Genomic DNA, 14,381 nt, shown 5'->3' with positions numbered 1-14,381 from the left:
TCTTATATATATACGAGCCATCGCGAATACCGCTGCTGTTTTTAAGGTGTTTTCGATAAGAGCAGTGAGAAGTATAAAAAATCAAAAGAGTGAAACAACATCCAACCATTCATCAACGAAAGTTGAGAGGAACTGAACATGGCCGCTAAAAAAGCCCCTGCAAAGAAAGCCGCTGCTAAGCCAGCCGCAAAAAAAGCTCCCGCTAAAAAAGCCGCTGTTAAACCAGCCGCGAAAAAAGTGGTAGCTAAGAAAGCCGCTCCGAAAAAAGCCGTAGCGAAGAAAGTTGCTGCACCGAAAGTGGCTGCGAAGCCAGCAGGTCCAGTGAAGTCACGCTACAACAAGAGCCAGATCGTGCAAGAAATTGCTGATTTCACTACTGTAGCTCGTAAAGAAGTGGGCAAAGTGTTGGAGCATCTGGAAGACATTATTGCGCGTCATATTTCGCCAAAAGGCCCAGGTGAGTTCGTATTGCCAGGTATCCTGAAAATCAATGCCATCAAAAAGCCTGCTAAAAAAGCACGCAAAGGCGTCAACCCATTCACTGGCGAAGAAGTGATGTTCAAAGCCAAGCCAGCCAGCACTGCCGTTAAAGTGCGTCCGCTGAAAAAACTGAAAGAAATGGCTGCTAAATAAGCCTGCTCTTCAAAAAGAAAGCCGAGATAGCTAAGCTGTCTCGGCTTTTTTATTGTCTCTCTATTTAGCCCTCTGCCCATCGGATTGTTGTTATGCGCACCAGCCAGTATTTGATTCCTACTTTGAAAGAAACGCCTGCCGATGCCTCCGTCGTCAGCCATCAGTTGATGCTGCGCGCAGGCATGATTCGCAAGCTGGCTTCTGGTCTTTACACCTGGCTGCCGCTGGGTTTGCGGGTGTTGCGCAAAGTGGAGCGCATTGTGCGTGAGGAGATGGATCGCAGCGGCGCACAAGAAGTGTTGATGCCGGTGGTGCAACCTGCGGAGTTGTGGCAGGAATCGAAGCGCTGGGAGCAGTACGGGCCGGAGCTGCTGCGCATTCGCGATCGCCATGACAACGCTTTTTGCTTAGGGCCTACACACGAAGAAGTTATCACCGATTTGATTCGCGGCGAGATCAGCAGCTACAAACAATTGCCGGCCAATTTTTATCAGATCCAAACCAAATTCCGCGATGAAATTCGTCCGCGTTTTGGTTTGATGCGTGCGCGTGAGTTTTTGATGAAGGATGCGTATTCCTTTCACAGCTCGCAGCAATCTTTGCAAGACACTTACGATGTGATGCACGGAACTTACACGGCAATTTTTACGCGCCTCGGTTTGGATTTTCGCCCCGTGTTGGCAGATACCGGCTCCATCGGCGGCAATAGCTCGCACGAGTTTCATGTGTTGGCTTCATCCGGTGAAGATGCGATTGCTTTTAGTGATGGTAGTGACTACGCCGCCAATATCGAAAAAGCGGAAGCTTTAGCGCCAACAGCTCAGCGCGCTGCGGCGACGCAAAGCCTGCAAAAAGTGGCGACGCCGAATCAGCATTCCATCGCCGAAGTCAGTGCGTTTTTGAAAGTGGAAGCTGAGCAAACTGTTAAAACACTGGTGGTGTTGGCGGATACTGAAGAAGGCAAACCTGCGCAGTTGATTGCGTTGGTGTTGCGCGGTGATCACGAATTAAATGAAATCAAAGCAGAAAAATTAGCGGGCGTAAAAGCGCCACTGACTATGGCGAGCGAGGCGCAAATTGTCGCGGCTTTGAGTTGCAAGCCTGGCTCCATCGGTCCCGTGAATTTATCCATTCCCGTGATTGTGGATCGCAGTGCTGCGCAACTGGCAGATTTTGTGTGCGGCGCAAACGAGGACGGCTTTCATTTGACGGGTGTGAATTGGGAGCGTGATTTACCGCTAGTGCGCGTGGAAGATATTCGCAATGTCGTCGCCGGTGATGCTAGTCCTGATGGCAAAGGCTCCTTGGTAATTAAACGCGGCATTGAAGTCGGGCATATTTTTCAGCTGGGCACCAAATATTCCGAAGCATTAAAAGCAACTTATTTGGATGATCAAGGCAAAGAACAAGTGATGATCATGGGGTGCTACGGCATCGGTGTATCGCGTGTTGTTGCGGCAGCGATTGAACAAAACAACGATGAGCGCGGCATTATTTGGCCGGATGCAATTGCGCCGTTTCAAGTGGCTCTGATTCCTATCAATAAACACAAATCTGAAGCGGTGGCTGAAGCGTGTGAAAAAATCTACGCTGATTTACAAGCCGCAGGCTTTGATGTGCTGTACATGGATGAAGACAAAGCGCGTTTAGGCGTGATGCTTGCTGATGTGGAGTTGATCGGTATTCCACACCGCATTGTTGTGGGTGATCGCGGCTTGCAAGACGGGCAAGTGGAGTATCGTCATCGCCGCGCCAGCGATAACGAAATGTTGTCGCTGAATACTTTGGTGGATGAATTAAAGCAGCGCCGTAAATAAAACAATGTGAAAAATATAAAAACGCTGCTGATAATGCGTTAAGAAATATCCACCGCATTGATAAATTGTGGGCGCTCTGCGCTGCGGTCGAGCAATAAATCGGTGAAATTAAACAGTGCAGTGTCGCCCAGCTGCGAAGGGGCGACATTGCAGATCGCTGAAAAAATGGATTCCACGCGCCCTGGATGTTTTTTATCCCAGCCGCGCAACATTTCTTTGATTGCTTGGCGTTGCATGTTTTCTTGCGAGCCGCACAAGTTGCAAGGAATGATAGGGAACTCTTTGATGGTGGCGAATTCTTCGATGTCTTCTTCGCTGCAATAAGCGAGCGGGCGAATCACGATATTGCGTTTGTCATCTGACAATAGTTTTGGCGGCATGGCTTTTAATTTGCCGCCGTAGAACAAATTGAGAAACAGCGTTTCGATGATGTCGTCGCGGTGATGCCCTAAGGCAATTTTTGTCGCACCGATTTCTTCGGCGAAACCGTACAGCGAACCTCGGCGCAAACGCGAACACAGACGCAATAGGTTTTCCTTCCGGCACGATATCAGTGACGATGCTGTAAGTGTCTTTTTCTAAAATATGAAAAGGCACGCCGATGGCAGAGAGATAAGTTGGCAGCACATCCTCTGGAAATCCAGGCTGCTTTTGATCGAGATTGACGGCGATGACTTCAAATTGCACGGGTGCAGTTTTTTGCAAGTTGAGCAAAATATCGAGCAGGGTGTAGGAGTCTTTGCCGCCAGAGAGGCAGACCATGATGCGGTCGCCGTCTTCGATCATGCTGTAGTCAGCAATGGCTTGCCCCACTTGTCGGCGCAGGCGTTTTTGCAATTTATTGAATTCGACGCGATTAGTGCGTGGGTCCGCTGACATGGCTACCTCCACAGGGGCGGCTATTTTACGGGCTGGCCAGCGCATTTCCATTACAATTCACGCTCGTTTTCTGCTCCCTGCCGCTCTGTATGACCGATATTTCCCTTGTTTTAGCGCAAATCAACCCCGTGGTTGGCGATATCCCTGGCAACACACGCTTCGTGCTCGAATGTATTGCCAAGGCGCAAGCGGCCGGTGCGCGCGCCATCGTGTTTCCTGAGCTGGTGCTGACGGGCTACCCGCCAGAAGACTTGATGTTGCGCCCCAGCTTGCAGCCGCGTATCGAAAAAGCATTGGCGGAAGTCGCGCAAGCGGCAATAGATATTTATGTCATCGTCGGTTATCCGTTGATGCTCGGTGAGCAGTTATACAACGCAGCCGGTGTGTTTTTTGCGGGCAAAAAAATCGCTGAATATTGCAAACAATGTTTGCCGAATTACCGCGTGTTTGATGAAAAACGCTATTTCGTCGCGGGTGATAAAACTTGCGTGTTTGATTTGGATGGCGTGCCGACGGCGCTGTTGATTTGTGAAGACATTTGGCAAGAAAAACCTGTGCAGCAAGCGTGTGCAGCTGGCGCAGAATTGTTGCTGGTGTTGAATGCCTCGCCGTTTCATGTCGATAAACAGCATTTGCGCGAAACGATGTTGGCGGCGCGCGCGCAGGCCGTACAAATGCCTTTGTTGTACTGCAATGCTGTAGGCGGACAGGACGAGTTGGTATTCGACGGCGGCTCTTGTGCGTTTTCTGCGGATGGAAAAATCATCGCGCGCGCTGCTTTGTTTTCTGAAGCGATGTTGTCTGTTTTGTTAGAAAAAAATAACCGTGCGCCGCAATTGTCTGCATCGACACCTTTAGCCGAAATTCCAGAAACCGATGCGGCTATTTACAGCGCGTTAGTGTGCGGCGTGCGCGACTATGTCAATAAAAATGGTTTTCGCAGCGTGCTGCTCGGTTTGTCTGGCGGTATTGATTCCGCTTTGGTGTTGGCGATAGCGGTGGACGCACTCGGTGCAGAGCGCGTGGAAGCGGTGATGATGCCGTATCACTACACCGCTTCTATGAGTATGGAAGATGCCGAAGCAGAAGCGCGCGCACTTGGCGTGAGCTATTCAGTCATTCCGATTGAAAAAGCGGTGAATGCGTTTGCTGATATGTTGTCGCCTAGTTTTTCTCATTTGCCTGCGATTGCACACGATACAACCGAGCAAAATTTGCAGGCGCGTTGTCGCGGCGTAACGCTGATGGCGCTGTCGAATCGCAAAGGCAGTTTGGTACTCACCACCGGCAATAAAAGCGAAGTGGCAGTCGGTTATTGCACGCTGTATGGCGATATGGCGGGCGGTTTTGATGTGTTGAAAGATGTGCTGAAAACGCGTGTTTATGCGCTGTGTCGTTATCGCAATAGCATCGCGCCAGTCATTCCGCAGCGTGTGATTGATCGCCCGCCATCGGCAGAATTAGCGCCCGATCAAACCGATCAAGACAATCTGCCCGCTTACGATGTGTTGGATGCCATTTTGCAGCGTTATGTTGAGCAGGATGAAAGCGCGGAAAAAATTATTGCAGCAGGATTTTCGGAACACGATGTGCATCGCGTGATTCGTTTGGTGGATCTCAACGAATACAAACGCAGGCAGGCGGCGATAGGGCCGCGCATCACCGAGCGCGGTTTTGGTCGTGATCGGCGCTACCCGATCACGAATGCGTGGAAAGTGGTGACTTAATCAATCACCGCGATAGCTGAGTGCTTCGTTACCGTAATGTTTGCGTGTATCAAAACCAATTGGCGCTTGGTAACCGAGCAAGCCGGCAGTAGCTATGTTTAACCATGAGCGGCGCTCATTTTCCATATTAGTTTGATATTGGAATGTACCGTCGCTGTTGAGGTGAGGGTAATCAGGGTAGTTGGCTTTTAATACAGCCAAGGCTTTGTCTGACAAATCATCCAATTCCATCAAGTAATAAGCTTGCACCATGACAGCCAGTGCATCGGGCATTGCTGGCGCACCTTGGAAATTCTCAACAACATAACGACCACGGTTTGCTGCTGCCAACCACGCGCCGCGTTTGAATAAATAATTTGCCACATGAATTTCATAACGCGCTAATAAATTGCGTAAAAACACCATACGCTTGCGCGCATCTGGTGCGTATTGGCTGTTGGGGAATCGTGTCAGCAAATCAGAAAATTCGGAGAAAGATTTGCGTGCTGCACCTGGGTCGCGACTAGTCATGTCGGTGGGCATAAAACGCTCTAACACGCCTTGGTTTTCAACAAACGAAGACAAGCCGCGCAAGTAGTAGGCGTAATCCACTTTAGGATGTTGTGGGTGCAAACGAATGAAGCGATCTGCCGCAGCGCCTGCTGCTTCGTGCTCGCCACTTTCGTAGTAGGCATAGATGATGTTCAGCTGCGCTTGTTCGGAGTAAGAACCGAAGGGATAGCGCGCTTCGAGTGCTTGGTAGTACTCGACGGATTTGTCATAGCGGCCGTCGTCCATATTGCTGCTGGCTTTTTGATACAGCTCTGCTTCGGTCATGTTGGGATCAATTTCGGCCTTGTTGCCGGAGCAGGCGGACAATAGCAGGGCGAGCAATAAGGTAGTGGCGATCTTATACATAGGGTCGTCAGGGGTGTCTTTTCAGGAAGCGGCTATTTAACCACACAGCGCTATGGGGGAGTACGGTTCTCTTGCGCGAGCAGCAGGCGAGAGAGGTAGGCCTGCAGCCAGTGGTTATAGAAACCGAGATGGAACGCTGCGATGGCTTGTAGTCGTTCATGCGACAACAGTGGCTCAGAGGCAGTAATTAACTTGAGTTTGTCGTAGTAGCGCGCCAAATCGGGGTCGGTGATTTTGTTTTCGCCACTGGCAACTGAATCGATGTAGCCATCCGGTATTACACGATTCACACCACCCGATGACCAAATGCCGTTGGGATTTTTAGGCATACGCGCCAATAAAGGATCGGTCAACGCTTTGCTGTCGATAGCAATTTTATGGATGCCCATGCAGTAACCGATGATGCCGTCCAGCCCAATGATGGTGACGGCGGGTTGTGCTGCACCTTCGTAGCACCACGGATGATCGGGGAATAGTTTTTGCTGATCGTGGTTCAGCCATGCGTACAGTGATGTCCAGTGATAAATGAAATAGCGTTCACGCGATACATTGTTCAAATTCCACCACATATCAAAATCGGAATTCTTGCCCCAATTTTTGTAGCTGGTTTGCCAAGGGCTATCGAATTGTTGGCTTGATAGCAACAGCATACCCATCAACAGTAAGCGACTGATTTTTTGCGTGAGTGCTTGCGAAGCAATGCTGAGAATAAATAGCAGAGAGCCCAGTGTGGCGATAAAAATATAAAACACTTTTGGTGATGAAACAGTCCACTGCCATGCTTTAAGTAATTCACCAATTTCTTGCAGATACAGTAACAACAAGTAATACACAAAATACGCGAGACATAAACCGATGGCTACGCGCACACCGAGTGATTGTTTTTCTTTTAGCCATACTTGCTGCACAAACAGTATTGCAGCCACTAAATATAATGGCGCATAAAAACGCCCTAGCATGTAGTCGCCGCCAGCCCAAAAAATATAAGCCATCGCGACACATAAACTGATGCTGATCATGCGTTGTACATGGTTGCCAGAGCAGAAGCCTTTGACAGCTGCAAGAAAAATCAACATGGGCGTGATGGGGTCTAGCTGTAGGCTTTTTGACAGGTATATCCAGCCGCGCTCCAAGCGTTCCATCTGGCTTACACCATCAATATTGAGCTTGCCGTAGGCTGTGTTGGGCAGCGGCATGCCGTAATACAGCAGAGAAAACAGCGTCCACAGTGTTAAGGGTGCAGCTAACAGAGTGATGGTAATTATTTTTTGGCGCGTGTTGAGTTGCTGATGGAGTTGCCATGACAAGTGCAGCAGCATGGGCGCGATGAGCGGCAGTGTGTCGTGGCGCGTGATAAGCAGCAGTCCTGCGCTTAATGCGAGCGTGTATTTATCTTGCTGATGTTGATTGCGTAAATACAACAGTGTGAAAGTGGCGAGTAAAAAATAAACCAGCGGATATTCAAGACCGGAGGCCGTGAAATCAAAAAAGCCTTGTGAAAACGATAATAGAAAAACAAACAGCACCCATTGCTGACGGTTTCGCAATCCTTTTGCTGCGACTACTAGCAGCGCGATATGAAAAATAAATGAAAGGCCGATGAGGTTGAGATACAGAGTTTTGCAAAAAATCGTGCTGGCGATAATCAATAAATACCACAGCGGGCTGGTGTAAACCTGTACGCGTTCGTGTGGGTTCCAACGAAACCCATGGCCAGCAAGAAATTGATCAACACTGCGTAAAATAATGAAAGCATCTTCTGCTACCCACGCATTTTTTAAGAACAGCAAAGCAGAGCAGGTGCCGATCAGCACATACAGGGCTTGTTGAATGCGTTTGTCTTGCACAGAAAATGGAATCATTAAAAACCGGAGCTTGGTAGACTAGGCGCGTAAACGCTGCATTTAATCACCGACGACCCTACATCATCAAACATGAGTGAACGCATCCAACAAAAGGCAATTGTCGCTAGCGCACATTCGGGCTTGCGTGTGGATCAGGTGGCGGCGGAATTGTTTGCCGAGTTTTCACGCGCGCGTTTGCAGGCGTGGATTAAATCGGGCGAGTTGTTGGTGGATGGCGCGAGTGTGCGCGCTAAAGACAAAGTGCAGTACGGCAGCGTGATGACTTTGGATGCCGCTGTGCCGCTGAGTGAAAACTGGTCCGCACAAGCAATTGCGCTGGATATCGTCTACCAAGATGACGCACTGTTGGTGATCAACAAACCCGCGGGTTTAGTCGTGCATCCAGGGGCTGGCTCGCCGGATGGCACGATGCTCAACGCGCTGTTGTTTCACGATCCAGAGCTGGCTGCGGTGCCGCGCGCAGGCATTGTGCATCGCTTGGATAAAGACACCACGGGCTTGTTGGTGGTGGCGCGCACGCTGCAAGCGCACACGGAGTTGGTGCGTCAGTTGCAGGCGCGCACCATGAAGCGCGAGTACGAAGCGGTGGTGTGCGGCGTGTTGACGGCGGGCGGCAAAGTGGATGCACCGATTGGTCGCCATCCGCGCGACCGCATCAAAATGGCGGTGGTGGCGCAGGGCAAACCAGCGGTGACGCACTACCGCGTGTTGCAACGCTTTGAAACGCTGACCCATATGCGCTGCCAGTTGGAAACGGGGCGCACGCATCAAATTCGCGTACACATGGCGCATAGCGGTCATCCGCTGTTGGGCGATGCGCTGTACGGCGCGCGTTTGCGTTTGCCCAAGCAAGCCGACGAAGCCACGCGCATCTTGTTGCAACAATTTCCTCGCCAAGCGTTGCATGCGGCGCAGTTGGGATTGATACATCCAGAAAGCGGCGAATACATGCAGTGGCAATGTCCACTGCCGGCGGATATGCAACATCTACTGCAAGTTTTGCGCGATGAGGCGAGTGCAGCATGCTGAATATCATCACGCCCGATTGGCCTGCGCCCGCCAATGTTCGCGCCGCAGTAACAACGCGCACAGGCGGAGTTTCACGCGCGCCTTACGACTGTTTTAATTTGGCGACGCATGTCGATGATGATGTTGCTGCGGTATCCACGAATCGCGCATTGCTCGCACAACATTTATCCCTGCCAGAACAGCCCGTGTGGCTGACGCAAGTGCACGGTGTGGAGGTGTTGCGGCGCACAGGTGAATCTGTTGATTTATCAAAACCTTATGACGCGTGCTACAGCAATCGTGCCAACACCGTTTGCGCGGTGCTGACGGCGGATTGCCTGCCGGTTTTGTTTTGCAGTCGTGATGGAAAAGAAATCGCCGCTGCGCACGCCGGTTGGCGCGGATTGGCGAATGGTGTGCTGGCGGCAACCGTGGCGCAGTTTGCGTGCTCGCCATCAAACATTTATGCGTGGTTGGGGCCCGCCATCGGTCCACAAAGTTTTGAGGTGGGCGACGAAGTGCGGCAAAGTTTTTTTGCGCACTGGCCGAATTGTGATAAGGCAATGATTCAGCAGTGTTTTGTGTCGCAGGGGAATAATCGCTGGCTGTGTGACTTGTATGCATTAGCGCGATTGCAGTTGCACACATTGGGAATTACAGCCATTTACGGTGGCGGCGAAGACACTTATCGCGATGAGGGGCGTTTTTATTCCTACCGCCGTGATAGGAATACTGGGCGCATGGCATCGTTAATCTGGCGCAGCGCATAGCGAGCGTTTTACAGATCGCGCGGAAATAGCCATACTTCGCGTAGGAATCGCATTGAGTGGGATAGGGACACCATGACAGGAGTCTGCCGCGCGTTAAAAAAATATATTTTTTGCTGGTTGTTAGCAGCGCCACTTTTTTGTTTTTTTTCACTGTCAGTTTATGCACAAGCGCCGGTAGTAGAACCTGCTGCTGTGGATAGTCGCACAGGCGTTGCGGATCGTTTATCACTGCTTCCTTACACCAGTACTTTTATCGGCACTTCAGCGCCCACTGCTATTGCGCAAGCGGCGCAGTTGCCCGATACCGACTTTAAACCACTAGGCCACTCCACGCCCTATCTGGCTGCTAAAAAACAGTGGTTTCGCTTTTCTATTCAAAATACATCACTCGTGCAGCGTTCGTTTGTTCTTAATTTAGAACAATCCATGTTGAGCGAAGTAGAACTGCAAGCCAGTATCAATGGTGTTGCTGTGAAGCATGTGTTGACGGGACAAAACTATCCTTATGGCAGTCGTGATATTGATTACGATTTTTTTGCATTTCGTTTGGATGTGCCAGCGGGTAAAACCATGGTAGTCAATTTGTCGATTGACACACCGTTTGCCGCACTATTTATTCCATCGCTCGTTAGCGCGGATCAATTTGCCAAACAAGTCACTTTTGATGGCCGTTTTACCGGTGCCATCATGGGTATGTTATATGCGATGGAATTTTTTCTACTGATTTATATTTTATATGTTCGTAAGTTTGGCTTGGAATTTTTGATGTGGCTGTTTGCTGCAACAAGTATGCTATCTGCCATGAATATGGCGGGTATGGTGCAGCGCTACATTCCAGACGCACACAGTGTGTGGCGCGATATGGCGTTTTTTTGGATACACGCGCTGCAAGGTATGGCTTTTGCAATGTTGTTGTGCGGCTATTATCAAGCGCGCCAAAAATATCCAAAAATGTTCCGCGCCTGCATTGCCTTTGGGTCGGTCAATGTACTCTGTTTGGCTGCTTTGCCATGGCTTTCAGTGAGTTTTATCGCGCAGTTATTGCTGACATCCAATACGCTATTGATGTGTATTAGTTTTGGCTTTGCAATTTGGACGCTCATTTTTAGACGGCAAGAAAAGAAATTATTCAGCGTTGGCTTAATTGCTTTTGTGTTGATGTCGATGATGTCCACCCTCGCGGTACTGGGCGTACCGATGCCACATGTGTTGGGCCGTTATAGCTATGAACTGGGCTTGAGTTTGGAAGTCTCTTTTCTTGTGATTGCGGTGATTATGCGTATCGTCGATTTTGAGCGCGAGCGATCCGCTTCTGTAGCTAAAATGCTAAAACTCAACGCAGACATGGATGCGCGCAGTGAATTTGTCGACCGCGTAACGCACGATATTAAATCGCCGCTCTCGGCTGTGGTGGGTGCGGTGCAATTGCTGCGTGAAACGAGTGCACCGGAAAAGAAAGAAAGTTATTTGAATGTAATACAGCATTCCTGCAATGCGGTTATTGGTATTGTGGACAGTATTTTGAGCTATTCACGACTAAAGTCGGGGCACATGAGTTTGCAACTACAGCCAATGAGCATTCGTGCATTGGTGAGTGAAATAGAAAATGCACTACGGATTGCGCACCGCCAAAAACAGTTAGATTTTATCGTCACCGTAGCGGGTGATGTCTCGCCGCAAGTGATCGCAGATAAAGGTCGTCTGTATCAATTACTCAATAATTTGCTCACCAATGCCTTCAAATTTACGGATCACGGGCGTGTGAGCTTAGATATCAGCGTTGCCGCCAAAGAATTACACCATGTGTCCTTGCGTTTTGTTGTGCGGGATACAGGAATTGGGATGTCGCCTGAATTTTTGGAAAAAGTTTTTGAGCCGTATGCACGCGAGGAAGCGCATGCCGGTTACCGCCCCGGTTTTGGGTTGGGTTTGCCGATTTGCAAGCAAATTGTTGAGCTGATGCACGGCACTATTGAAGTAAGCAGCCAATTGGGTGAGGGCAGTTGTTTTATCGTGACGCTGTCTTTTGATTTACCGCACTAAACGCAAGACCTTGAATGCCGCTGGCTTGAAGTGCTGGCGTGCATCCCCATCATGTGTTCATTGATAAACCGTTTTTGAGGTTGTTCGCATGAGAATTGATAAATTAACCAGCCAACTACAAAACGCCCTGTCCGATGCACAATCATTGGCAGTGGGGCGCGATCATACGCAAATAACACCTTTGCACTTGTTGCAAGCCCTGTTGGATCAGCAGGGTGGCAGCGTAGCGCCTCTGCTGCGCAAAGCGCGGTTTGATTTAGCGGGATTGCGCCGTGCGGTAGACGATGAGTTACAAAAACAAGCGACTGTCAGCAGTCCAACGGGCGATGTCGCAATGTCGCAGGAGTTGGTGAAACTGCTCAATTTGGCGGACAAATACGCGCAGCAGCAGGGTGATCAATACATCGCCAGCGAAGCGGTATTGCTGGCTGCCGCGCAAGACAGCGGCGCGTTGGGTGTGCTGCTGAAAAAGTTTGGACAAGTTGCACAGTTGCAGCAGGCTGTTGCTGAGTTGCGCGCAGGGCAATCGGTGGATGACCCGAATGCGGAAAGTGCGCGCCAAGCGCTCGACAAATACACCATCGACATGACCGAGCGCGCGGAAAGCGGCAAGCTCGACCCCGTGATTGGTCGCGATGATGAAATTCGTCGCACCATTCAAGTGTTGCAGCGCCGCACCAAAAATAATCCCGTATTAATTGGTGAGCCGGGCGTGGGCAAAACCGCCATCGTGGAAGGTTTAGCGCAGCGCATTGTGAATGGTGAAGTGCCGGAAGGTTTGAAAAATAAACGCTTGTTGTCACTGGATTTGGGCGCGCTGCTCGCGGGCGCAAAGTTTCGCGGCGATTTTGAAGAACGCTTAAAAGCTGTTTTGAATGAATTGGCGAAGCAAGAAGGCAATGTCATTTTGTTTATCGACGAATTGCACACCATGGTCGGCGCAGGCAAAGCCGAAGGCGCGATGGACGCGGGCAATATGTTGAAGCCTGCGCTGGCGCGCGGCGAGCTGCACTGCGTGGGTGCGACTACGCTGGACGAATATCGTCAATTTATTGAAAAAGACGCAGCGCTGGAGCGCCGTTTCCAAAAAGTCATCGTCGATCAACCGTCGGAAGAAGACACCATCGCCATTTTGCGCGGCTTAAAAGAGCGTTACGAAGTGCATCACGGTGTGGATATCACCGACAGCGCCATTATAGCTGCTGCCAAATTGTCGCAGCGTTACATCACGGATCGCCAGTTGCCGGATAAAGCTATCGACTTGATTGATGAAGCGGCATCGCGCATCCGTATGGAAATTGATTCCAAACCAGAGGAGATGGATAAATTAGAGCGCCGCTTAATTCAATTAAAAATTCAGCGTGAAGCGGTGAAAAAAGACGATGACGAATCCGCTAAAAAATCGCTGGAAATTCTCAACGAGCAAATCACAAAAGTTGAAAAAGAATACGCAGATTTAGAAGAAATCTGGAAAGCAGAAAAAGCCTCGTTGATGGGCTCGCAGCAAATCAAGGCAGATTTGGAAAAGGCGCGCATTGATATGGATGCCGCACGCCGCGCCGGTGATCTCACGCGTATGTCTGAGCTGCAATACGGCGTGATTCCTGCGCTGGAAAAACAGCTTGCATCAGCCGATCAAACACAGCCGGTAGAAACGCAGTTGTTGCGCAATCGCGTAACCGATGAAGAAATTGCGGAAGTGGTGTCCAAGTGGACCGGTATTCCTGTTTCAAAAATGCTAGAAGGCGAGCGCGATAAATTGTTGCGTATGGAAGAGGCGCTACATAAACGCGTGGTCGGGCAAAAAGAAGCGGTAGTTGCTGTGTCCAATGCTGTGCGCCGCTCGCGTGCAGGGCTTTCTGATCCTAATCGTCCTAACGGTTCCTTTTTATTTTTAGGGCCAACGGGCGTTGGTAAAACAGAATTGTGCAAAGCCTTGGCGATGTTTTTATTCGACACGGAAGACGCGATGGTGCGCCTCGATATGTCGGAGTTTATGGAAAAACATTCTGTCGCGCGTTTAATCGGTGCGCCTCCTGGCTATGTCGGTCACGAAGAGGGTGGCTATTTAACCGAAGCAGTGCGCCGCAAACCGTATTCGGTTTTGTTGCTGGACGAAGTGGAAAAAGCGCATCCCGATGTGTTCAATATTTTGTTGCAAGTGTTGGATGATGGTCGCTTGACCGATAGCCAAGGCCGCACGGTGGATTTTCGCAATACCGTGGTAGTGATGACCTCCAACTTAGGTTCTGATCGCATTCAAGATTTGGCGCACGATCGCTCGTTTGATTCAGTGAGTTTTGATGGTTTGGAATTGCAAGACGATTCCACACGCAATGAAAATCGCTACGAAGCAATGAAAGCAGCGGTGATGGAAGTGGTCGGTGGGCATTTTCGTCCAGAGTTCATCAACCGTATTGATGAAGTGGTGGTGTTTCATCCGCTGGGCAAAGAACAAATTCGCAATATCGCTGATATTCAATTGGCGTTGTTGCGCAAGCGTTTGCATGAACGCGAAATGGCGATTTCGTTCAGCGATGGTGTGATGCAGGAATTGGTCGAAGTGGGCTTTGATCCTGTGTACGGTGCGCGTCCATTGAAACGCGCTATCCAACAGTTGATTGAAAATCCGCTGGCGAATGAAATTCTTGCAGGGCATTTTGCAGCAGGCGACACCATCGTGGCTGATTTGTCGGCAGAGGGGCGCGCGGTGTTTGTCAAAGGCGTTGCGGCATAGTCGGC

Annotated in this window: 9 protein-coding genes and 1 pseudogene; 7 read left to right on the top strand and 3 right to left on the bottom strand. The window is 50.1% G+C overall.

Annotated elements, in window-relative coordinates; genetic code table 11:
• Window positions 1-138: 138 nt before the first annotated feature.
• Both R3E63_08295 and R3E63_08290 read left to right on the top strand, forming a co-directional pair.
• Window positions 139-633 (top strand): HU family DNA-binding protein, encoded by a 495-nt coding sequence (locus R3E63_08295; protein MEZ5539927.1) that lies wholly within the window; start codon window positions 139-141, stop codon window positions 631-633.
• A 92-nt stretch (window positions 634-725) separates the two neighbouring features.
• A complete protein-coding gene (locus R3E63_08290; protein ID MEZ5539926.1) occupies window positions 726-2,450 on the top strand; it encodes a proline--tRNA ligase in 1,725 nt (574 codons plus the stop codon).
• 38 nt (window positions 2,451-2,488) lie between these two features.
• Here the strand turns inward: R3E63_08290 and ttcA are convergent.
• Window positions 2,489-3,329 (bottom strand): annotated as a pseudogene (gene ttcA, locus R3E63_08285) (tRNA 2-thiocytidine(32) synthetase TtcA).
• Window positions 3,330-3,418: 89 nt separating this feature from the next.
• Here ttcA and R3E63_08280 point away from each other — a divergent pair.
• Window positions 3,419-5,056: an NAD+ synthase gene (locus tag R3E63_08280; GenBank protein ID MEZ5539925.1), complete on the top strand. Its 1,638-nt coding sequence runs from the start codon at window positions 3,419-3,421 to the stop codon at window positions 5,054-5,056.
• Here R3E63_08280 and R3E63_08275 read toward each other — a convergent pair whose 3' ends face one another.
• Together R3E63_08275 and R3E63_08270 are read right to left on the bottom strand one after the other, a co-directional pair.
• Window positions 5,057-5,953 carry an outer membrane protein assembly factor BamD gene (locus R3E63_08275; GenBank protein MEZ5539924.1) on the bottom strand — a complete coding sequence of 299 codons (897 nt, stop codon included), beginning with the start codon at window positions 5,951-5,953 and terminating at the stop codon, window positions 5,057-5,059. It lies immediately after the preceding gene.
• Window positions 5,954-6,003: 50 nt separating this feature from the next.
• A complete protein-coding gene (locus R3E63_08270) occupies window positions 6,004-7,815 on the bottom strand; it encodes a hypothetical protein (protein ID MEZ5539923.1) in 1,812 nt (603 codons plus the stop codon).
• 72 nt (window positions 7,816-7,887) lie between these two features.
• On the opposite strand from R3E63_08270, the gene rluD reads away from it, so the two are divergent.
• From rluD to clpB, 4 genes are all read left to right on the top strand, one after another.
• Window positions 7,888-8,847: a 23S rRNA pseudouridine(1911/1915/1917) synthase RluD gene (gene rluD, locus R3E63_08265; protein MEZ5539922.1), complete on the top strand. Its 960-nt coding sequence runs from the start codon at window positions 7,888-7,890 to the stop codon at window positions 8,845-8,847.
• Window positions 8,841-9,596 carry a peptidoglycan editing factor PgeF gene (gene pgeF, locus R3E63_08260; protein ID MEZ5539921.1) on the top strand — a complete coding sequence of 252 codons (756 nt, stop codon included), beginning with the start codon at window positions 8,841-8,843 and terminating at the stop codon, window positions 9,594-9,596. The genes rluD and pgeF overlap by 7 nt, the downstream gene beginning before the upstream one ends.
• Window positions 9,597-9,668: 72 nt before the next feature.
• The gene (locus tag R3E63_08255; GenBank protein ID MEZ5539920.1) at window positions 9,669-11,639 is read left to right on the top strand and encodes a sensor histidine kinase; all 1,971 of its coding nucleotides are present in this window, start codon (window positions 9,669-9,671) and stop codon (window positions 11,637-11,639) included.
• Window positions 11,640-11,727: 88 nt separating this feature from the next.
• The gene (gene clpB / locus R3E63_08250; GenBank protein ID MEZ5539919.1) at window positions 11,728-14,376 is read left to right on the top strand and encodes an ATP-dependent chaperone ClpB; all 2,649 of its coding nucleotides are present in this window, start codon (window positions 11,728-11,730) and stop codon (window positions 14,374-14,376) included.
• The last annotated feature ends 5 nt before the right edge of the window (window positions 14,377-14,381 follow it).

The sequence above is a fragment of the Pseudomonadales bacterium genome (genome assembly GCA_041395665.1).
Taxonomy (GTDB): domain Bacteria; phylum Pseudomonadota; class Gammaproteobacteria; order Pseudomonadales; family UBA7239; genus UBA7239.
The sequence above is the reverse complement of the archived record's forward strand: the minus strand, read 5'-3'. Positions and strand labels throughout refer to the sequence as shown.

Bases quoted from the DNA above. Each gene is read 5' to 3' on its own strand.
- R3E63_08280 (MEZ5539925.1), top strand. From the start codon at position 3,419: ATGACCGATATTTCCCTTGTTTTAGCGCAAATCAACCCCGTGGTTGGC.
- R3E63_08290 (MEZ5539926.1), top strand. From the start codon at position 726: ATGCGCACCAGCCAGTATTTGATTCCTACTTTGAAAGAAACGCCTGCC.
- pgeF (MEZ5539921.1), top strand. From the start codon at position 8,841: ATGCTGAATATCATCACGCCCGATTGGCCTGCGCCCGCCAATGTTCGC.
- R3E63_08295 (MEZ5539927.1), top strand. From the start codon at position 139: ATGGCCGCTAAAAAAGCCCCTGCAAAGAAAGCCGCTGCTAAGCCAGCC.
- R3E63_08275 (MEZ5539924.1), bottom strand. From the start codon at position 5,953: ATGTATAAGATCGCCACTACCTTATTGCTCGCCCTGCTATTGTCCGCC.
- R3E63_08270 (MEZ5539923.1), bottom strand. From the start codon at position 7,815: ATGATTCCATTTTCTGTGCAAGACAAACGCATTCAACAAGCCCTGTAT.
- rluD (MEZ5539922.1), top strand. From the start codon at position 7,888: ATGAGTGAACGCATCCAACAAAAGGCAATTGTCGCTAGCGCACATTCG.
- clpB (MEZ5539919.1), top strand. From the start codon at position 11,728: ATGAGAATTGATAAATTAACCAGCCAACTACAAAACGCCCTGTCCGAT.
- R3E63_08255 (MEZ5539920.1), top strand. From the start codon at position 9,669: ATGACAGGAGTCTGCCGCGCGTTAAAAAAATATATTTTTTGCTGGTTG.